Origin of the sequence: Rhizobium acidisoli (assembly GCF_002531755.2) — a bacterium.
GTDB lineage: Bacteria > Pseudomonadota > Alphaproteobacteria > Rhizobiales > Rhizobiaceae > Rhizobium > Rhizobium acidisoli.
The window spans coordinates 4020526-4040827 of record NZ_CP034998.1; the positions used below are offsets into that span (position 1 = coordinate 4020526).

Genomic DNA, 20302 nt, shown 5'->3' on the forward strand with positions numbered 1-20302 from the left:
GTTGGGGAGGGGTATTCCGAAGTATCACTGCTCAATCCATGAGAGGGAAGACCCTTGCCGCACTGGCTTCAACTGATGGCGGAATCGCTCCCCTCGCTTCTCTGGGCGGGACTGATCTTCACCATCCCCCTCACGCTGCTGTCCTTCGCCTTCGGCCTGATCCTCGGGCTGATCACCGCGATTGCCCGCCTGTTCGGTCCGGGGCCAGTCGCGGCTATCGCTCGTTTCTATGTCTGGGTCATCCGCGGCACGCCGCTGCTCGTCCAGCTCTTCGTGATTTTCTACGGCCTGCCGAGCATCGGTATCCTGCTCGATGCCTTTCCCGCCGCCCTCATCGGTTTCACCCTGAATATCGGCGCCTACAGCTCCGAGATCATCCGCGCCGTCATCTCCTCGGTGCCCAAGGGCCAGTGGGAGGCCGCCTATTCGATCGGCATGAGCTGGCGCCAGGCGATGAGCCGCACCATCCTGCCGCAGGCCGCCCGCGTCGCCGTGCCGCCGCTGTCGAACACCTTCATCTCGCTGGTCAAGGATACCTCGCTTGCCGCCGCCATCACCGTGCCGGAACTCTTCCAGGCGGCGCAGCGCATCGTCGCCACCACCTATGAGCCGCTGATCCTCTATATCGAGGCGGCGCTGCTCTATCTCGTGCTGAGCTCCGTCCTCTCGCAGCTGCAGGTGCGGCTGGAACGCCGTTTCGCGCGTTATGGCGGCATGCTGGAGGCCAATGCATGATCGAGCTTTCCAACATCGAAAAGCGCTTCGGCGACGCCGTCATCCTGAAGGATATCAGCATCCGCATTCCCGAAGGCAGCGTCACCGCGCTGGTCGGCCCCTCAGGCGGCGGCAAGAGCACGCTGCTGCGCTGTATCAACCTGCTCGAAATCCCGACGGCCGGGGCGATCCGCCTCGGAGAGGAAACACTGTCCTTTGCACCGGGCAAACGAACGAGCTGGCAGGCGATCCAGAAGATCCGCCGCCAGACCGGCATGGTCTTCCAGAATTTTCAGCTTTTCCCGCATCAGACCGCGATCGAGAATGTCATGGAGGGCCTGGTGACGGTGCTGAAATGGCCGCGGGAAAAGGCGCGTGAACGCGCCATGGAGCTGTTGACCAAGGTCGGCATGACCCAGAAGGCCGACGCCTGGCCGTCGACGCTCTCAGGCGGCCAGCAACAGCGTGTGGCGATCGCTCGCGCCTTGGCGCCGTCGCCGCGCGTGCTTCTCTGCGACGAGCCGACTTCGGCGCTCGATCCGGAACTTTCGGCCGAAGTGGTCGATGTGCTCGGTCGTCTCGCCAAAGAAGGCACGACAATGGTGATGGCGACCCACGATCTTCGACTCGCCTCGAAGATCGCCAATGACGTCGTCTTCCTGGAAGCCGGCAGCGTTGTGGAAACGGGCAGCGCCAGGGCGATCTTCACGGCACCGGAGCGCGAACGCACCAAGCGCTTCATCTCGACGATCAACGCCGCCCATACTTACGATATCTGAAGCAATGCCGGGATGCGGGCACCCCGGCATTGCTGGAACGCCAATCAGGAGGCCGTGACGACGGAGCGCGCAGCCTTCAGCGCATTGCCCCACCAGGTGATCTGATCGAGCAGGTTCTTGGCAGCCTCGTTGAGATGGGCGTAATCGCCAAGGCTCTTGCCCTCCTTGAGAACGGCAAGATATTCGCTGAATGCGATATGGACGCCTGTTTTGACGGAAGCAGCGCTCATTTCCACGAAGATCAGACGCAGCTGCTCGACCGCACGGGCGCCGCCAACGCCGCCGTAACCGACGAAACCGACCGGCTTCTGGATGAATTCGCCGAGATCGATCGCGTTCTTCAGAACGGCCGTCGGCGCATGATTGTATTCGGCGACGGTGAAGATGAAGCCGTCGAATTCACGCAGCTTCTTCTTCCAACGCTCGGCGGCATCGCTTTCGGCCGTCGTGGCGCGGGCTTCGCCGAAGAAATGCATGGGATAGTCGAGAAGATCGAGAACCTCGACTTCCAGATCGGGGCGCTGGCCGGTGAGATCGGCGATCCACTTGGCCGGATGTTCGGCAAAACGGCCAATACGCGTGCTGCCGACAATGACGGCAATCTTCAGCTTGCTCATGGGGATGATTTCCTGATTGGTCTTGGGGGGCGGATGGCGGGAGCGCAAGTCTATGAGAAAGCCTCCTCGCCGGGCAAGGCGAGGAGGCGGCTAATTCTTCAAAAAAATCAGCTTTTGGGCAGCCCGATCATACACAATCGGGTGATTGGCTACAGACCGCCGGTAGCAGAACAGCCGCCCATTGCTTAACCGCCATAGACGACGAGCAGGTCCTTGGCGTCGATCTGATCGCCCGCCTTGACCAGCACTTCGGCGATGGTGCCGTCCTTCTCCGCATGCAGCGCCGTTTCCATCTTCATCGCCTCGATCGAAACGAGCACGTCGCCGGCACTGACCGCTTGGCCAGAAGAGACGAAGACGCGTGAGATGACGCCCGGCATCGGCGCACCGACATGGACGGCATTGCCCGGTTCGGCCTTGCGGCGGACCGCCGCCCCCGTCGCCCCATGGGCCCGGTCCGGCACCTTGATACGGCGCGGCTGGCCGTTGAGTTCGAAGAAGATGGTGACCATGCCCTGGCTGTCGGTGGCGCTCATCGCCTGGTTGACGATGACAAGCGTCTTGCCGCGTTCGATATCGGCAAACAGCTCTTCGCCATCCCCAAGCCCGTAGAAATAGGCAGGCGTCGGCAGCACCGAAACCGGGCCGTAGGTATCGGAGGCGAGCGCGAAGTCGGTAAAGACCTTCGGATACATCAGATAGGAGGCGAACTCGAAATCGCTGACCTCGCGCTCCAGCTTTGTCTCGATGACCTTACGTTCGGCATCGAGATCGGCTTCCTTCAGCAGCGAGCCGGGACGCACCGTGTAGGGCTTGTCGCCCTTCAGCGCCTTCTTCTGCAGCGCTTCCGGCCATCCCGACGGCGGCTGGCCGAGATCGCCCTTCAGCATCGACACCACCGATTCCGGGAAGGAGACTTCGCGCTCGGGGCTGACGACGTCGGCGACCGTCAGGTCCTGGCTCACCATCATCAGCGCCATGTCGCCGACCACCTTGGAGGACGGCGTCACCTTGACGATGTCGCCGAACATCTGGTTGGCGTCGGCATAAGCCTGCGCCACCCGATGCCAGCGGGTCTCCAGACCCAGCGAGCGGGCCTGTTCCTTGAGGTTGGTGAACTGACCGCCCGGCATTTCATGCAGATAGACTTCCGATGCCGGCCCCTTCAGATCGCTTTCGAAGGCGGCATATTGGTTGCGCACCGCTTCCCAATAGAAGGAGACGCGGCGGATCCATTCCGGATCGAGACCCGGATCGCGCTCCGTACCGCGCAGCGCCTCGACGATCGAGCCGAGACAGGGCTGCGACGTATTGCCGGACAGCGCATCCATGGCCGCATCGACGGCATCGACGCCGGCGTCGACCGCGGCAAGAACGGTCGCCGCGGCAATGCCCGATGTGTCATGCGTGTGGAAATGGATCGGCAGGCTGGTCGCCTCGCGCAGCGCCTTGAACAGAACCTTCGCCGCCGCAGGCTTGAGCAGGCCCGCCATGTCCTTGAGCGCGATGATATGGGCGCCGGCCTTTTCCAGCTCGACCGCAAGGTCGGTATAATATTTCAGGTCATATTTCGGGCGGGCCGAATTGAGAATATCGCCGGTATAGCAGATCGCCGCCTCGCAGAGCTTGTTCTCTTCGGCGATGGCATCCATCGAGACGCGCATGTTCTCGACCCAGTTCAGGCAGTCGAAGACGCGGAAGAGATCGATGCCGCCGCGGGCCGCCTGGCGGACGAAGTATTTGACGACATTGTCGGGATAGTTGGTGTAGCCGACACCGTTGGCGCCGCGCAGCAGCATCTGTAAGAGCAGGTTCGGCGCGCCCTCGCGGATCAGCGCCAGGCGCTCCCACGGATCTTCCGTCAGGAAGCGCATCGAGACGTCGAAAGTGGCGCCGCCCCAACATTCCAGCGAGAGCAGGTTCGGCAGCGCATGCGCATAGGTGCCGGCGATGCGGGCGATGTCATAGGTACGCATGCGGGTGGCGAGCAGCGACTGGTGGCCGTCGCGCATCGTCGTGTCGGTCAGAAGCACGCGCTTTTCGTTGCGCATCCATTCGCCGAATTTCTTCGGGCCGAGGGTGTCGAGAAGCTGCTTGGTGCCGTCCTTGACGCCATTGCCGTTGCCATAGGGCACCACCGGCTGGGCGGCGTTATCAAGCGGCCTTGGCCTATCCTTGGCTTCCGGATGACCGTTGACGGTGACGTCGGCGAGATAGGTCAGCAGCTTCGTCGCGCGGTCCTGGCGCTTAACCTGCTGGAAGAGTTCCGGCGTCGTGTCGATGAAGCGCGTGGTGTAGCTGTTGTCGCGGAATTTCGGATGGCCGATGATCGCTTCGAGGAAGGTCAGGTTGGTGGCGACGCCGCGAATACGGAATTCGCGCAGCGCCCGGTCCATGCGGGAAATCGCTTCGGAGGGGTTCGGCGCCCAGGCCGTGACCTTGACGAGCAGCGGATCGTAAAAGCGGGTGATGATGGCACCGGAATAGGAGGTGCCGCCGTCGAGGCGGATGCCGAAACCGGAAGCCGAGCGATAGGCGGTGATGCGGCCGTAATCCGGAATGAAGTTGTGTTCCGGATCCTCGGTGGTGATGCGGCACTGCAGCGCATGGCCGTTGAGACGGATATCGGCTTGAGCGGGAACGCCGGATTCCGGCGTGCCGATCGCGGCGCCGTCAAGGATGTGGATCTGCGCCTTGACGATGTCGATGCCGGTAACGACTTCGGTCACCGTGTGCTCGACCTGGATGCGCGGATTGACCTCGATGAAGTAGAATTTGCCGGTATCGGCATCCATCAGATATTCGACGGTGCCGGCGCCGACATAATTGGTCGCCGCTGCGATCTTCAGCGAATAGGCGGCGAGCTCCTGGCGCTGCGCCTCGGAAAGATAGGGGGCCGGCGCCCGCTCGACGACCTTCTGGTTGCGGCGCTGGATGGAGCAGTCACGCTCGAACAGATGCACGACATTGCCGTGCGTATCGCCGAGAACCTGGCTTTCGACGTGGCGGGCGCGTTCGACCAGCTTTTCCAGATAGACCTCGTCCTTGCCGAAGGCGGCCATCGCCTCGCGCTTGGCCTCGGTCACCTCACGGGCGAGATCCTTCGGGTCGCGGATGGCGCGCATGCCGCGCCCGCCGCCGCCCCAGGAGGCCTTCAGCATGACGGGATAACCGATGTCTTTCGCCATCTTCGCCACCACGGCCATATCGTCGGGCAGCGGCTCGGTCGCCGGCACGACAGGCACGCCGACCGAGATCGCCAGATTGCGGGCCGCGACCTTGTTGCCGAGCTGGCGCATCGTATCGGCCCTCGGGCCGATGAAGATGATACCGGCCTTGTTGCAGGCATCGACGAATTCGGGGCTTTCCGACAGCAGGCCGTAACCCGGGTGAATGGCGTCGGCGCCCGAGAGCTTGGCGACGCGGATCACCTCGTCGATCGACAGATAGCTTTCGATCGGTCCGAGATCACGCGCAAGATGCGGACCGCGGCCGACCTGGTAGCTTTCGTCCGCCTTGAAGCGATGCAGCGCCAGCTTGTCCTCTTCTGCCCAGATCGCCACGGTTTTTATTCCAAGCTCGTTGGCCGCGCGGAACACGCGAATGGCAATTTCGGAGCGATTGGCAACGAGAATCTTGGAAATGGGCAAAACGGTCTCCTCAGACGTTCAGACGCGGGCATGCTGCACCCGCGAAGGAAATTCTTAACTTCTTGTCACAGGAAGTTCAATTTCTCTTGCGACTGCGAAATGCAATTTCTCGCCATTCTGGATACGAATAATGCCAGATCGGCTCGACCTGGATCAGAATCCTTATGGAAATCAAAGAGGTATTATAGAAATCGCTTATGTTGCCAGCATGATGCTTTAGCTTATCAGCCGGTGACGGAAGGCAAGCGCCACCGCCTGTTGCCGGTTTTTCGCCTTCAGCTTGTTCTGCAAGCCGTTCATATACCAGTCGACGGTGTGGTTTGAGATCTTCAGCACCTTGCCGATTTCCATCGAGGTCATGCCTTCGGCGAGATAATGCAGGATCTCCATTTCACGTCGCGTCAGGGGCGTGTCGGCCGGCAGCACGGTTTCCAGCGCCTGCGCCTCGTCCTTCAGTTCGAGCATTCGCCAGAAGCTCTTGCGTGCCACCGCCTCAAACAGGGCGATCTCCACCGGCGACAGCTCGACAGGTTTGCCGGCGAGACTCAGGCTGCCGAGAATGCCGTTCCGTCCGTGGACGGGAAAGATATAACCGTCTTCCAGTCCGTGACCGAAGGCATCGACCATCATCTGCTCCATGCGGCGGCGCTGCGCATCCTTGCCGAAGGCCGCCAGGCTTTCCCGCCAGCGGAAAGGCCGCTGCGCATGGGCGAGATAGCGCACCATCGGATCGATCATGACATATTTTTTCGCGGAATAGATTTGCGGCCATTGTTCCGGCCAGCGATCGGCAAGCGCCGCGGCCCGGGGTTCCGGATGGCGCTGCGCCGGATTTTGCGGCAAATGGCGCAGCAGGCCGTAATATTCGAAGCCGCAATCGTCGATCACCCGTTCGAACTCGGTCACCAATGCCCGAGCGTTCGGCGATTCTTCCAGAACTATAAGCAATTGAATTAACAAATTAATATTCACAAAATGCCCCTTGCCCGGACGTGACGCCCGCATCCGAGGCCGTCGGCGGCTTGTCAAATGGGTCGCGAAACGGTCTTCTCAAAAAATGCAGTCTCTAATTTCAATGCTGCGCTAAAAATTTATTAAAATGCAAGCGCAAATTGTTGCGCGGATATAGCCGAGTAACAATTTCAGCGCCATAGCCTATCTCGTCGCATCCTGCGATAGTACGATCGGGTGAATCGTCGCCTGGATTGAACCCTGAATACTCCGTTAATCGCCGGTTCAGGTAGCCTTTTGTAGCATGGCATCATCCCGTTTTCGCAGATGCACAAGAGGTTCGACGTGACGCTATTCAAGGTCTATGCAAGAGCTCTGCGCTATCTTGGCGCCTACAAGCTGCGCGTATCCCTGGTCGTGGTGGCAAACATTGTTCTGGCGACGATTACCATCGCGGAGCCGATCCTGTTCGGTCGCATTATCGATGCGATTTCCGGCAAGGGTGAGGTCAAGCCCATCCTTTTCATGTGGGCGACTTTCGCGGTCTTCAACACTGTCGCCTTCGTCCTGGTCGCCCGCGAGGCTGACCGGCTGGCCCATGGCCGGCGAGCGACGCTGCTGACGGAAGCCTTCGGCCGGATCATTTCCATGCCGCTTGGCTGGCACCATCAGCGCGGCACCTCCAACGCGCTGCATACATTGCTGCGGGCCTGCGAAACGCTGTTCGGCCTCTGGCTGGAATTCATGCGCAATCACCTGTCGACGGTCATCGCGCTTGCCCTTCTGATCCCGACCGCAATGGCGATGGACCTGCGTCTTTCCGCAGTGCTGATGGTGCTCGCCGTCGCCTACTGGCTGATCGGCCGCGTCGTCATGAGCCGCACCAAGGACGGTCAGGCTTCGGTCGAAAACCATTATCACACGGTCTTCTCGCATGTCAGCGACTCGATCAGCAACGTTTCGGTCCTGCACAGCTACAACCGCATCGAGGCTGAAACCCGGGCGCTGAAATCCTTTGCCGACCGCCTGCTCGAAGCCCAGTATCCGGTGCTCGACTGGTGGGCGATCGCCAGCGCGCTGAACCGCATGGCCTCGACCATTGCGATGATGGTGGTTCTGATCATCGGCACCATGCTCGTCCAGGCCGGCCAGCTGCGCGTCGGCGACGTCATCGCCTTCATCGGCTTTGCCAACCTGCTGATCGGCCGCCTCGACCTGATGCGCCAGTTCGCCACCCAGATTTTCGAAGCCCGTTCCAAGCTCGAGGAATTCTATGCTCTCGAAGACTCGGTGCGTGAACGCGAAGAACCGGCCGGCAATGGCGAGATCAAGGACGTCAAGGGTGAGGTCGAATTCCGCGACGTCTCCTTCGGCTTCGGCAACAGCTCGCAGGGCCTGCACAATGTCTCCTTCTCGGTGAAGGCAGGCCAGACGGTTGCGATCGTCGGCCCGACCGGCGCCGGCAAGACGACGCTCGTCAACCTGCTGCAGCGCGTCTACGACGCCCAGGGCGGCCAGATCCTCGTCGACGGCACCGATATCACCAAGGTGACCCGCAAGTCGCTGCGTCGCCACATCGCCACGGTCTTCCAGGACGCAGGCCTGCTGAACCGCTCGATCAGCGAGAATATCCGCCTCGGCCGCGAGGGTGCGAGCGAAGAGGAAATGCGCCGTGCGGCCGAAGCCGCCGCCGCCGCCGACTTCATCGAGACCCGTGAGGATCGCTACGATACGCATGTCGGTGAACGCGGCAACAAGCTCTCCGGCGGCGAGCGCCAGCGCATCGCGATTGCCCGCGCCATCCTCAAGGACGCGCCGATCCTGGTGCTCGACGAGGCGACCTCGGCGCTCGACGTCGAGACCGAGAACCGCGTCAAGGCGGCGATCGACAATCTGCGTGAGAATCGCACCACCTTCATCATCGCCCACCGCCTGTCGACGGTCCGCGAAGCCGATATGGTGCTCTTCCTGGATGACGGCCGCGTCGTCGAACAGGGCAGCTTCGACGAACTCAGCCACAGCAACGGCCGCTTCGCCGCCCTGCTGCGCGCCAGCGGTATCCTGACGGACGAAGAGGTCCGCAAGGCCCACGCCACCGAAGCCGCCTGATCGCTTCGGGTTTCAAGACAAAGGCCGGAAGGGTAGCTCCCTTCCGGCCTTTTTCGTGGGCTGGATAAGGCCAGTCCAATTCCTACGAGACACAGTAACCGTAGGCGGTGTTTTGAACCCACCTTCCGGATCATGATGTCGATGATGAGCCCCTGAACGGGTAGTGCCCCTAAGAGCCGCTTTGAGCGGCTCTTATCACGAAAGCCTCCGGCTTGCCGGGGGATGGTTACTCTCAAGGAATGATGTCGGATGCGGTCGCGGTGATGACTGGCGCGATGTCGCCAACACCGTTGAAAGGATCAAACCATGTTGCCTGAAGGCGTGCTCATCAACGGCTTAACCGGCGAAGTCTCGCCTGGGACCGGGAAATACACGAAACGTCTTAGCGAGCTGCGTGAGATATTCCAGGACCAGACCGAGCTTGACAGGCTAGTGGAAGTCGAGGGCGATCCCGTTGTCTACGAGGTCATCGAATATAGGAAGGAGGGCAGCGACCTCTTTTTCGGCACCACGACGATGGAACCCGGCAAGGTCAGCGGTGAGTTCTTTATGACGCGCGGCCATTTTCACCAGCGCCGCGATATGGGTGAGGTCTATTATACACAGAGTGGCCACGGGGTCCTTTTGCTCGAGTCCCGCAAAGGAGAGACAAAAGTGGTCCGGATGGACCCGGGCGTTTGCGCCTTCATTCCACCGGACTGGGCTCACCGATCAATCAATGTCGGCAGTGAAAAGCTCGTGTTCGTGTGGGTGTGCAATGTCGACGCGGGACATGATTACGGCGATATTCTCAAACACGGGATGCGTAAAATCGTCGTCGACAGGGACGGCAAGGACACCATCATGAACAATCCACACTACTCGTCGTGAGATGCTTAGACGTCTTTTGTCGGTGGTGAGAAATGTCTGAGGTTGAGATACCCGTGAAGGACCTTGCACTGATCGATGAGACCAAAAGAGGTAAGCGTCCGGTCAGGCCGTTTGATGGTGGATCGCACATCGCCATTTCAAGCCAACCCCGATTGACCACCGTGCCCATGTTCCTACCTTCCGCCTTGTCACCAAGCATCAGGAGCAAACTCATGACCGTCCTGCGCATCATCGCCAATATCCAGGCTCCTGACATCACGCTTGCCCGGCGCTTCTATCAGGACATCCTCGATCTCGACGTCGTCATGGATCACGGCTGGATCACGACCTTCGGCGCCGCGAGGCCGATGAACGTTCAGCTGAGCATCGCCAGCGAGGGCGGTTCCGGAACGCCGGTGCCCGATCTTTCGATCGAAGTTGATGATCTCGATGCCGTGTTCGAGGCGATGTCGGCTGCCGGTTTTGCGATCGAGTATGGGCCGACCGACGAGCCCTGGGGCGTCAGGCGCTTTTATGTCCGCGATCCCTTAGGCAAGCTGGTGAACATTCTCGTCCATAAAAATTGAGCCGGCGGCCATCGGCCACCGGCTCCTTCATCTCACAGACGCGTCGGAAACTTATTTCCGATCGTTGCGGCGATAGGCGTTGGCCGTTCCGCCGATGCGGACCGGCACCGGGATGCTGCCGGGCTGGGTGACGAGTTTCCCCTTGACCTTGCCCTGCTGGCGCTTGCGTTCGAGATAATAGGCATAGGCGAATTGCGTCGCGATGCCGGCGACCACGAAGAGCGGACCGACCAGCGGGTCCTTGTTGGTGATATAGAGCACCACCTGGCCGATCATGGCGAGGATCGTGCCGGCAACGAAGATGTTCAGCGAATGGCGGCCGAGAATGGTCAGCGGATGGTCCGCAGGCCGGCGCAGAATGCGCGAGAACGCCGGAATGCTGATGACGAGATAGGTCAGCGCCAGCACATGCAGCAACCGCGGCAGCGACAGGAAGGTCTTGTCGAAACCGGTGATGACAGGCGGCAGACCAAGGGCTGCCAGCGAATTGCCGAAGGCCCAGAGATGGCCGGTCACCCAGACGAAGGACAGCGCGACGTAACCGGCAGCGGCCGCAAACAGCAGCGGATGCTGGGGGATCGTGCCGCCCCGCTTGATATGCAGCATCGAAACGATGCCGATCGTAAACAAGAACTGCCAGGAAAGCGGATTGAGGAACCAGTAGCTCTCGATCAGCATGTTGTGCGGCGCCACCTGATAGATGCCCGCAAGCAGCCAGACCGTGCCGGAGACGCCGAGCGCCAGCAGCGGGCTGCGCGCATTCAAGAGCAGGATGATCGGCACCATCAGCATCAACGCGCCGTACATCGGCAGGATATTGTTGTAGCCGATCTGATGGCCGAGCAGCAGCAGCGCCGGAATACCTTCCTTCAGGTTCATCAGCACCGCCAGGATGTTGATTTCAACAAGCAAGCCCGGCCGGTGAAACAGCCATGCGCCGCAGATGAACAGCGCCAGCGTCATGAAGGTGGTGATCATATGAGCGAGATAAAGCGTGAAGGCGCGCTTCGTCGCCTTGATCGCCATCTTGAGCCGGTTGCCCGGCCGGAATCCGGATCCATAGGCAAGGCCGACGGCGATGCCCGAGATCAGCACGAAGGCCTCGGCAGCATCGGAGAAGCCGAAATTCTTCGTCGTCACATATTCGAAGATCTGTCCGGGAACATGATTGATGAAGATCATGATCAGCGCCACGCCGCGCAAGACGTCTAGCCTAGTGTCACGCATTGGTGCAGCTGTGGATAGGGGACTGCGCCCGGTGACGATGGCTTCGGTCGGCGTGCTTGCCATGGGTCTCTCCTTGTCATCCGATTTGCAAACGCGACGACGGCCAAAAGGGTTCCCTTTTGGCCGTCGCGAATCGCCGTGTTTTTCAGCGTGGAGAACGCTGTTATCCGAGCGGATATCCCTCTTCGGGATCGGTGACTTCGCAGCCGTTGATAGACAGAGTGTATCCGCTGTCATTGGACGCTTTTGAGACCGAAATGCGGTATTTGCCGCCGCCCTGTTCCACCTCTGCCGCAAAACCGTCCCATTCCGAGGGGAGCGACGGCCGCACATAAAGCTTCCCGCCCTTCAGCCGGATGCCGAGGATGCCCTCGACGGCGGCGCGATAGAGCCAGCCGGCGGAGCCGGTATACCAGGTCCAGCCGCCGCGCGACGTATAGGGCTCATGACCGTAGACGTCGGCCGCCACGACATAGGGTTCGACGCGGTATTGCTCCGCCGAAGCCTTGTCGAGCGCATGGGTAATCGGGTTGAGGATCTGGAAGCAGCGCAACGCGTCATCGCCCCGCCGCAGCTCGGCCAGCGCCATCACCACCCAGGTCGCGGCGTGGGTATATTGCCCGCCATTTTCGCGTACCCCCGGCGGGTAGGCCTTGATATAGCCGGGATCCCTGGCGGAATTGACGAAAGGCGGTGTGAACAGCCGGATGATGCGGGCATCCTCGTCAACCAGCTGGTCGAGCACAGCCTCCATCGCCTTTACGGCGCGGGCCGGATCACCCTCACCCGACAGCACGCTCCATGACTGCGCAATCGAATCGATCCGGCATTCCGGGCTTTCCCTGGAGCCGAGCAGCGCGCCATCGTCGAACGTGCCGCGGCGATAGTAGCCGCCATCCCAGGCCGCAGTTTCGAGCGCCTTCTTCAGCTCGGTCAGATTCGCCGACCAGCGCTCTGTGCGGGCCGTGTCGCCGCGCTCTTCGGCATAGGGAATGAAGGAGCGCAAGGCGCCTGCCAGGAACCAGCCGAGCCAGACGCTGGTGCCGCGCCCACCGATGCCGACGCGGTTCATGCCGTCGTTCCAGTCGCCGCCGAGGAACAGCGGCAGGCCGTTTGCTCCCTTGCGGGCGATGGCGAGATCGAGCGCCAGCGCCGCGTGTTCGTAGACGCTCGCCTTGTCCTCGGAAATCTCCGGCCTGTAGAAGGAATCGTGCTGGCCTTCGAGCAGAGCCGGCCCTTCCAGGAAGGCGATCTCCTCGTCGAGCACGGTTCTATCGCCGGTGACGGTGCAATAATGATGGATCGCGTAAGCGAGCCAGACGACGTCGTCCGAGATCAATGTGCGCACGCCCGCACCGGTTCCCGGCAGCCACCAATGCTGCACGTCGCCTTCGCGGAATTGGCGCGACGCGGCGTTCAGGATCTGCCCGCGGGCAAGCGAGGGTTCGTGCAGCACGAAGGCCAGCGTGTCCTGCAGCTGATCGCGGAAGCCGAAGGCGCCGCTTGCCTGGTAAAAGGCGGTGCGGGCCATGATGCGGCAGCCGAGGCTCTGATAGGGCAGCCAGGTGTTGACGAGATTGTTCATCCCGCGATCCGGCGTCGATATCTGCAGCCTGCCGGTAAAGTCCCGCCAGAAGGCCTGGTTCGTCTGGACGGCATCGTCGAACGAAACCTTGCGGATATCGGCGATGATGCTGCGCGCTTCGTCCTCCGTCGGCGTATCGCCGAGGAAGAAGGTGAAGTCGCGCTCCTCGCCGGCGGCAAGCTCGACGTCGATCGCAAGGGCTGCGGCCGGATCCCCGTCGAGGTCGGCCGTGCCGGAAAGCGAGGCGGCAGAGATCACGGCCTGCGGCGCCTGGATCGTTCCCGCCTTGCCGACGAATTCGCGCCGGCTTGCCGAGAAGCTCGAAAGCGCCTCGCTCGCCGCGAAGAAGGCGGTGCGGTTGGAATAATCGATGCTGTAGGGATTTGTGGCAAACAGCGCCCCCGTCTCCTCGTCGTGTTTCGACAGGATGAAGGGCGCGGTGCGTGCCGCATTGCTGCCGAGGATCCACTCGACGTAACCGTAGAGACGCAGCCTGCGGTTGGTCGAACCGGTGTTGCGCAGGCGCAGGCGCTGCAGTTTCACCGGCCTTTCGCGGTCGATCGTCTGCGTCAGCTCCAGCGCAATATCGTGCTGAACGCTGGAGAAAACGGAATAGCCGAGCCCGTGGCGGGCTTCGAAACGGATGTCCGGCCGGCGAGAAAGCGCTGCGAACGGTGTCATCACCGCACCGCTGTCGAGATCGGCGAGATAGAACGCCTCACCCGACCGGTTGATCACCGCATCGTTCGACCAGGAAGTCAGCTGATAGTCGCGCGAATTGGCGCTCCAGGTGAAGCCCGCGCCCTCGGCCGACACGTGGAAGCCGAACCTGTCATTGGAGATGACATTGATCCAGGGCTGCGGCGTCGCGTGGCCGCCGGGCAGGCGAACGACATATTCGCGCCCGTCGCGGGCAAAGCCGCCGATGCCGTTCCAGAAGTCGAGATCACCCTCTTCCTCGATGACGACGGCGGGCACGGCGGGTGGCGGCACCGGCGCGACGCGCTTGACCGGGACCTTGTTGCGCTCGGCCCGTTCCATCTCCTGCAGCTCCTCCTTGGAGGGGGCGAACAGGGCGACGGCGCGGTTGATCTGGTCGACCACCTTGCCGTTCTTCGTATGCAGCGTGACGCGGGAAGCCGCGATCAGCGCGTGATAGGTGCTCTCCTCCATCAGGTCCTTGCGAACCGCAAAGATATGCTGGCGCAAGCCGTCGGCCTGGCCCATGCGGCGCACGTTTTCGCACATGGCGTCGAGCGCATGCTGCATGTCCTGCGCATAGGAAGAGGCGCGTTCATTCATGATGACGAGATCGGCGGTGACGCCGCGCGAGCGCAGATATTCCTGCGCCAGCAGTGCCTCGCGGGCGATTTCGAGATCCATGTCGTCGTTGATGCGCAATGTGAAGATCGGGAAGTCGCCGGAGATCGCCAGCGGCCACAGCGCCGATTGCGACTGCAGGCCGGCCTCGACGGTCGCCTCGTCCTTGCGCAGCTGCATGTCGGGATAGACGAGATAGCGGCCGAGATGCTGGAAGGCCGCCGCCTGCTGCGAGGTGACGCCGACATGGCGCATCTGCACCTGCGTGCGCGTCCAGGCCTGGACCAGCTCGTGGGTGAAGGCGTCGGGATGACGGTAGCGATTGACCGCCTTGTCGACTTCGTCGCGGCTCGGCGCTGCGATCGTCCAGAAGATCACGCTGACTTTCTTGCCGGCCGGCACGCGGACGGTGCGGCGCAGCGACATTACCGCGTCGAGCACGAAGCCGTCGCTGCCGGAAAGCGTCGCCCCCGGATCGAAAGCCGCCGCATCGGCAAGGCTGCGGCCACGGCCGATGAACTTGCGCCGGTCGGTCTCGAATTCGGTATGACGCGTGTCGCCGGCATTGTCGACGATCAGATGGGCGATGCCGATGTTCGGCTCGTTCGGATCGCGCTTGTTGCGTTCGGCGCGGATGACGTCACCGCGTTTGCCGATCTCGGTCTTGACGAACATGCGGGCGAAGGCGGGATGGGCATTGTCGGTATCGTCGGAGGTGATCACCGGTTCGAGATAGGAGGTGACTTCGATGAACCGATCTTCCGTACCCATGTTGAGCAGGGTGACGCGGCGGGCCTCGGCATCATGCTCGGTGGCGATGATGCATTCCACCTCGCTCGTCAGGTCGCCGACCGTCTTGGTGAACTGCGCCTTCTCGTCGGCGAATTCCACCTTGATCGTTTCGCCTTCAACACCCTTCGGCTCCGATGTCGTCGACCACCATTCGTTCGTGGCGGTATCGCGCAGGAAGATGAAGCTGCCCCAGCGGTCTTCGGTCGGATCGGCTTTCCAGCGGGAAACGGAAAGACCGTTCCAGCGGGAATAACCGGCGCCTGTCGCCGTCAGCATCAGCGAATAATGGCCGTTGGACAGGAATACCAGTTCGCGGTCGCGCGATGCCGGATCGCTGATCTTCCTGATCTCCGGCCGCAGCAGATCTTCCTGGATGCTGGCAGGTGTGTCGGATTCATGCTTGCCGCTCATCACCGGAATGTCGCGCGGCGCCTTTTCCTGCAGCAGAAGCTCCGCTGCCTCGATGACCGGATCGGCGTGGAAGAGTTCGCGCAGATGACCGTTGAAGGCGACGTTGGCGACGGCTGCGATCGACATGCCGTGATGGTGGGCATAATAATTGTAGACCACCGCGCATTTCTTGCCTTCCGGCACGCGCGTCGGCGTGAAGTCGACGGCATCGTGGAAGCCGAATTTGCCGAGCGCACCGACCTTGCGCAGCCTCTGCAGATTTTCGAGCGCGCCCGGCGGGTCATACTGGCTGGCGAGCAGCGAGGCATAGGGCGCGATGACGGCATTGTGGCCGAGGCCGCGCTTCAGGCCGAGCGTCGGCACGCCGAAATTCGTGTACTGATAGTTGAGATTATGGTCGCGGGCATTGAAGGCCGCTTCCGAAATGCCCCACGGAATGCCGAGCTTGCGGGCGTAATTCATCTGTTCGACGACGACCAGATTGTTGGTCTGGTTGAGAATGCCCCCGCCGCGCTCCTGCATGACGAGCGGCGGCATCAGATATTCGAACATCGAGCCGGACCAGGAGACCAGCGCGCCGCGCGATCCCACAGGCACGACCTGGCGGCCGAGACGGTACCAGTGCTCCGTCGGCAGATCGCCCTTGGCGATGCCGAACAGGCTGGTCAGGCGGCATTCGGACGCGAGAAGGTCGTAGCAGGCCTGGTCGAGTTCACCGCTTTCGACGCGGTATCCGATCGACAGCAGGCGCCGCTCCGGCCGGAACAGGAAGCCGAAATCCATCGAGAAAGCCAGATCGCGGGCCTTGTCGCGCAGCGCCACCAGTCGCGGCCTCAGCGCATCGACCTTGGAGAGGTCGAAAGTGCTGTCTGAAATATGCGCCTCGCAGACCTTCACCAGGGATGCCGCCCATTGGGTGACCTCTTCGCTCTGCTTCGACTTGACCTCATGGTCGAGATTGGCGGCAAGCTTCTCGATGTCGCGGGCGAGAACGGCGAGGTTGATGATGCGGATCGAGGCGAATTCATGCTCGCGCTTGACGGCGGCAAGCGCGTTCTGGAAACCGACGATGCGTTCCTCCAGGCGCCGGCGCAGCGGCCGCACGGTCTTGCGGTCATCCGGCAGGTCAGCCAGCACTTCACCGAGAATGCCGGCCGTGTCGCCGACACCGTCGAGATTGCCCTGCATATGGGCGGACGGCGCCTCGGCCCAGTTGCGGCAGGCCGACGAAATGGCGATCAGATGACCAGCGAGATTGCCGCTGTCGACGGCCGAGACATAACGCGGCCCGAGCGTCTGCAGCGTATCGGTGTGATACCAGTTGAACAGATGGCCGCGGAATTTCTCCATTCTGTCGATCGTCGAAATCGTCTGCTCCAGCCGATCGAGCGTCTCCTCGAAGGAGAACCAGCCGAATTGCCGGCCGGAGACGACGGAGAGCAGATAGACGCCGATATTGGTCGGCGAGGTGCGCGCCGCGACAATCACATGCGGCGTTTCCTGGATATTATCAGGCGGCAGATAATTCTGCTCGGCCGTGGTGAAGGTCTCGAAATAACGCCAGGTCCGCCGGGCGATCTTGCGCAGTTCGCTCGACACCGAATCGGCGACCTCGAGCCGGTCCTCGGTCTCCGCCGACTGGCTGACATACCAGGCGACGACAGGCGACAGGATCCACAACAGCGCGAAGGGTATGCCGACGACGAAGGCGCTGCCGCCGGGCAGGGCTGCAAAACCAAGGGCCAGCAGCGCCAGCACCGGCGCATGCCACATCGCCTTGTAATAGGCGATCAGCGTGCCCTGGCCGCCGGCCTGAACGCTGGCGGCGGTCCGCCACTGCAGCATCAGCTTGCGGCTGACGAACAGGCGGTAGAGCGACCGGCCGATCGCATCGGCCATCATCGCGGCGGAATCGGCGATGAAGACGATCCGCAGAGCAACCTGGGCATTGGCGGCCGTGATATCGGACCAGACGGTATAGAGATGGGCGCGGGCGACGATATCGCTGGTGCGCGGAATGATGCCGTTGATCAGCGACAGCGTCGGCGCGACGAAGAGGCAGAAGATCAGCAGGATCTGCCAGATCAGCGCGCCGAGCGGGCCCATGAAATACCAGCCGAGCACGGAGGCGAAGAACCAGGCGATCGGCGTCAGCGAGCGGCGCAGATTGTCGAACATCTTCCAGCGGCCGAGTGCCGTGACGCCGTATTTCGGATTGAACATATACGGCAGCAGCTGCCAGTCGCCACGCGCCCAGCGATGCTGGCGCGAGGTCTCGACCTCGTAGCGGATCGGGAAATCCTCCACCAGTTCGAGATCGGTGACCAGCGCGCAGCGCGCCATCGAGCCTTCGAGAAGATCGTGGCTGAGCACGGAGTTTTCGTCGATCCGGCCCTTCAGCGAAGCTTCGAAGGCATCGACATGATAAAGGCCCTTGCCGGTGAAGGTGCCTTCGCCGGCAAGATCCTGATAGACGTCGGACACGGTGAAGACGTAGGGGTCGAGGCCGCGATTGATCGAAAAGACGCGCTGGAAGACCGAGGCGTCCTTGCCCGTCGTCAGCGACGGGGTGACGCGCGGCTGCAGCACGCCGTAGCCGCTTTCGACACGGCCGGTTTTCGGATTGATCACCGGGCGGTTGATCGGATGATAGAGCTTGCCGACGAGCTTGGTGACGGCGTCGCGCATCAGGCGCGTATCGGCATCGAGCGTCATGACATATTGCACATTGGCCGGCACGGTGTTGGCACCCGGCAGATAGGTCGTGTCGCGGTCGCCGCGCAGCAGCATGTTCAGCTCGTGCAGCTTGCCACGTTTGCGCTCCCAGCCCATCCACACACCTTCGGAGGGATTGTAGAGGCGGCGGCGATGCAGCAGATAGAACCGCGTCTTGCCATCATAGGCATAGCGGGCGGAAAGATTGGCGATCTCGCGCCTGGCATAGTCGAGAACCTCGAGATCGGCGGGCGATTCCTCGGCCTCGCTGTCCGGCCAATCGCTGAGCAGCGCGAAATAGAGTTCGCCGCGCGGATTGGCGAGATAATGAACCTCGAGATTGCGCACGTGGTCGTCGACGCTGTCGCGGTTCGAGATCAGGCAGGGAACGACGAGCAGTGTGCGCGCATCCTCCGGAATGCCTTCCTTGAACTCGTAGCCGACAAGGCGCGCCGGCGTCACGAAGAAGGAAAGCACGGTATTGAAGAGGCCCGTCGCCCCCTCCGAGGCCGGCAGCGAGAACATGATCAGCAGCAGGGCGATTTCGATCGGCCCCATGCCGGCATTGGCCATGAACCGGCCGACGATCGCCATGGCGATGACCGTCAAAAGCATGACGGGCACGGCAATTGCCAGCCAGTTGAACCGGCGCACCGCGCGCACGAAATGCTGGGTGATGGTCGGGCGATAGTTCGCCCGCGCCTCGAGCTTCGGCCGCTGGGCGCCGGACAGGAATCCGCCGACATTCGGTTCATGCGGCTGCGGCTCGTCGGAGGCCTTGGCGGCATCCGTCATGTCGAGCGCCAGCTGGGCGATTTCCATTTCCGTCAGCGGCGAGCGTTTGGCCAGCTTTTCGATCTGTTTGCGGTATTTGTTGCGCGAGCCGGAATCGAGAATGCCGTAATCCGAATGCTCCCAGAGCAACTTGTCGACATGGCTGACCTGCTCGACCCAGACCGACCATTCGGCATCGTCGATCTCGCGCAGGCTGCGGATGATGTTGCCCATCGTCACGTTGCCGGAAGAGAGACGGCTATGTTCGGCCGTCGTCGCCTCTTCGGTGTTGCGGCCAAGCTCTTCCAGCCGCTCGTCGAGCCAGGTGATCGCCAGACTCGACGTCTGCGAGCCGTCACGCATGCGATAGAGGAACTGCGTCGAGAAAGTATTGTCCTCGGCAAGCGGTTCCAGCGTCTTCAGATAGGCGGCGGCCGCGGCCGGATCGGTCAGGCGCACCAGTTCGTCGGCCGCCTCGTTGGCGCGGCGGCGCAGGCGGCGGCTGGCTTCGACGCGGCTGGAAATGCGGCGAAGATTTTCCACCAGCACGTAACGCACAAGCGAAGGCAACGCCCAGAGTTCGCCGATCCTCAGCGTCTCACTGGCCTGAAAACCGTCGACCAGCGCCGTCAGGCTTTCCTGCGAGATCGTGCTATGGGTGTGAGCGACATAGAGCCAGGCCAGCACGAGGGTGCGCGGCACCTCGACACCGCCGACTACCATGGTCGGCAATTCGCGATAGAAGCGGCGGGGGAAGTCGCGCCGTACCTCCTGGATCGCCTCTTCGACGATATAATGATTGTCCAGCAGCCATTCCGCCGCCGGCGTGATCGTCTCGCCGGCTTCGACGTCGGTCGCCGTGGTCCGGTAGACGCGCAGAATTTCCTTCTCGTTTTCCTTGTGTCGCGCGAAGAAATCGAAGGGGGCGAAAGCCGGCAGCCGGTCGACGTCGCCGCGGGCGACCGTATTGCCGATCGCCTTGATGTCCTCGATGGCAAGATAGGTGGAGCGGATCGAATCGTTGTGATCGATCTGCTTGGTCTCAGGTTCGCGCGGAAGGCTCGGAGAAAGATTTGAAATAGACATGGGTTCGGTTCTGGATCCAAACGAAGTTATGGCTGTTTTGCTCAGCCTTTTGCACTGCTTATCATGACTGCTACATGAACGGAGCCCGTTTCTTCGAAGATCGATGAAGCCGGGATAAATGACGCTTGGGCCAAGC

The 20302-nt window shown here is 61.9% G+C and carries 10 protein-coding genes; 5 read left to right on the forward strand and 5 right to left on the reverse strand.

The annotated features are described in order from the left end of the window. Positions 1 to 54 precede the first annotated feature (54 nt). Together CO657_RS19620 and CO657_RS19625 are read left to right on the forward strand one after the other, a co-directional pair. Positions 55 to 735 (forward strand): amino acid ABC transporter permease, encoded by a 681-nt coding sequence (locus CO657_RS19620; RefSeq protein WP_003589639.1) that lies wholly within the window; start codon positions 55 to 57, stop codon positions 733 to 735. Next, positions 732 to 1493 (forward strand): amino acid ABC transporter ATP-binding protein, encoded by a 762-nt coding sequence (locus tag CO657_RS19625; RefSeq protein ID WP_012559325.1) that lies wholly within the window; start codon positions 732 to 734, stop codon positions 1491 to 1493. The genes CO657_RS19620 and CO657_RS19625 overlap by 4 nt, the downstream gene beginning before the upstream one ends. Before the next feature lie 44 nt (positions 1494 to 1537). Here CO657_RS19625 and CO657_RS19630 read toward each other — a convergent pair whose 3' ends face one another. From CO657_RS19630 to CO657_RS19640, 3 genes are all read right to left on the reverse strand, one after another. Further along, on the reverse strand, positions 1538 to 2110 hold the full coding sequence (locus tag CO657_RS19630; RefSeq protein WP_012559326.1) for an NADPH-dependent FMN reductase: 573 nt from the start codon (positions 2108 to 2110) through the stop codon (positions 1538 to 1540). A gap of 185 nt (positions 2111 to 2295) precedes the next feature. Beyond that, positions 2296 to 5760 (reverse strand): pyruvate carboxylase, encoded by a 3465-nt coding sequence (gene pyc, locus CO657_RS19635; RefSeq protein WP_054182345.1) that lies wholly within the window; start codon positions 5758 to 5760, stop codon positions 2296 to 2298. A 216-nt stretch (positions 5761 to 5976) separates the two neighbouring features. After that, positions 5977 to 6732: a LuxR family transcriptional regulator gene (locus CO657_RS19640; protein WP_012559328.1), complete on the reverse strand. Its 756-nt coding sequence runs from the start codon at positions 6730 to 6732 to the stop codon at positions 5977 to 5979. Positions 6733 to 7056: 324 nt separating this feature from the next. Here CO657_RS19640 and CO657_RS19645 point away from each other — a divergent pair, with 324 nt between their 5' ends. The 3 genes from CO657_RS19645 to CO657_RS19655 all read left to right on the forward strand — a co-directional run bounded on the left by CO657_RS19645 (position 7057) and on the right by CO657_RS19655 (position 10256). Next, on the forward strand, positions 7057 to 8820 hold the full coding sequence (locus CO657_RS19645) for a glucan ABC transporter ATP-binding protein/ permease (RefSeq protein WP_003589633.1): 1764 nt from the start codon (positions 7057 to 7059) through the stop codon (positions 8818 to 8820). Positions 8821 to 9126: 306 nt separating this feature from the next. Next, the gene (locus CO657_RS19650) at positions 9127 to 9690 is read left to right on the forward strand and encodes a glucose-6-phosphate isomerase family protein (protein ID WP_054182344.1); all 564 of its coding nucleotides are present in this window, start codon (positions 9127 to 9129) and stop codon (positions 9688 to 9690) included. A gap of 212 nt (positions 9691 to 9902) precedes the next feature. Then, positions 9903 to 10256, forward strand: coding sequence for a VOC family protein (locus CO657_RS19655; RefSeq protein ID WP_054182343.1), 354 nt, complete (start codon positions 9903 to 9905; stop codon positions 10254 to 10256). Between the two features lie 51 nt (positions 10257 to 10307). Here CO657_RS19655 and CO657_RS19660 read toward each other — a convergent pair whose 3' ends face one another. Then, the gene (locus CO657_RS19660) at positions 10308 to 11546 is read right to left on the reverse strand and encodes an OpgC family protein (RefSeq protein ID WP_054182342.1); all 1239 of its coding nucleotides are present in this window, start codon (positions 11544 to 11546) and stop codon (positions 10308 to 10310) included. A 100-nt stretch (positions 11547 to 11646) separates the two neighbouring features. Next, the gene (locus CO657_RS19665; protein WP_054182341.1) at positions 11647 to 20166 is read right to left on the reverse strand and encodes a glycoside hydrolase family 94 protein; all 8520 of its coding nucleotides are present in this window, start codon (positions 20164 to 20166) and stop codon (positions 11647 to 11649) included. Positions 20167 to 20302 lie beyond the last annotated feature (136 nt).

Coding starts and splice junctions, on each gene's coding strand:
- CO657_RS19625 (WP_012559325.1), top strand. CDS start 732: ATGATCGAGCTTTCCAACATCGAAAAGCGCTTCGGCGACGCCGTCATC.
- CO657_RS19630 (WP_012559326.1), bottom strand. CDS start 2,110: ATGAGCAAGCTGAAGATTGCCGTCATTGTCGGCAGCACGCGTATTGGC.
- CO657_RS19650 (WP_054182344.1), top strand. CDS start 9,127: ATGTTGCCTGAAGGCGTGCTCATCAACGGCTTAACCGGCGAAGTCTCG.
- CO657_RS19655 (WP_054182343.1), top strand. CDS start 9,903: ATGACCGTCCTGCGCATCATCGCCAATATCCAGGCTCCTGACATCACG.
- CO657_RS19660 (WP_054182342.1), bottom strand. CDS start 11,546: ATGGCAAGCACGCCGACCGAAGCCATCGTCACCGGGCGCAGTCCCCTA.
- CO657_RS19665 (WP_054182341.1), bottom strand. CDS start 20,166: ATGTCTATTTCAAATCTTTCTCCGAGCCTTCCGCGCGAACCTGAGACC.